Origin of the sequence: Vogesella mureinivorans (genome assembly GCF_007644035.1) — a bacterium.
GTDB classification, from domain to species: Bacteria; Pseudomonadota; Gammaproteobacteria; order Burkholderiales; family Chromobacteriaceae; genus Vogesella; species Vogesella mureinivorans.
Map to the genome: position 1 here is coordinate 1 of NZ_VMTV02000594.1, position 463 is coordinate 463.

General features: G+C 41.3%; 1 protein-coding gene. It reads left to right on the forward strand.

Going from position 1 to position 463, the window contains the following annotated elements:
* Positions 1 to 108: 108 nt before the first annotated feature.
* A complete protein-coding gene (rplT, locus tag FLQ44_RS16435) occupies positions 109 to 435 on the forward strand; it encodes a 50S ribosomal protein L20 (protein WP_147695277.1) in 327 nt (108 codons plus the stop codon).
* Positions 436 to 463 lie beyond the last annotated feature (28 nt).

A 463-nucleotide genomic window follows, 5' to 3' on the forward strand; every position in this document is an offset into this window, starting at 1 on the left:
CAGACCAAGTATTAGTAGTAGCGTGCTTACCATACGCATAAGCGTTGAGTCAAGTTAAAACGTACTTTAGTGAATTTTAGTTAATTATATACATTAGGAGATTTAATAATGGCTCGTGTAAAACGTGGTGTTATTGCAAGAGCACGCCATAAGAAAGTTCTTAAGGCTGCTAAAGGTTATTATGGTGCGCGTTCACGTGTTTATCGCGTTGCGTTCCAAGCTGTAATTAAAGCTGGTCAATATGCTTACCGTGACCGTCGTCAACGTAAACGTCAATTCCGTCAATTATGGATTGCACGTATCAACGCTGCAGCACGTCAAAACGGTTTATCTTACAGCAAATTCATCAACGGCTTGAAAAAAGCTTCTGTTGAAATCGACCGTAAGATTTTAGCTGACATCGCTGTATTCGACGAAGTGGCAGTGGCAGCGTGAGTTGAAAAAGCAAAATCTGCGGATCGGA

What these genes read in the sequence shown, in the direction of transcription:
- rplT (WP_147695277.1), top strand. Translation starts at nt 109, where the DNA reads ATGGCTCGTGTAAAACGTGGTGTTATTGCAAGAGCACGCCATAAGAAA.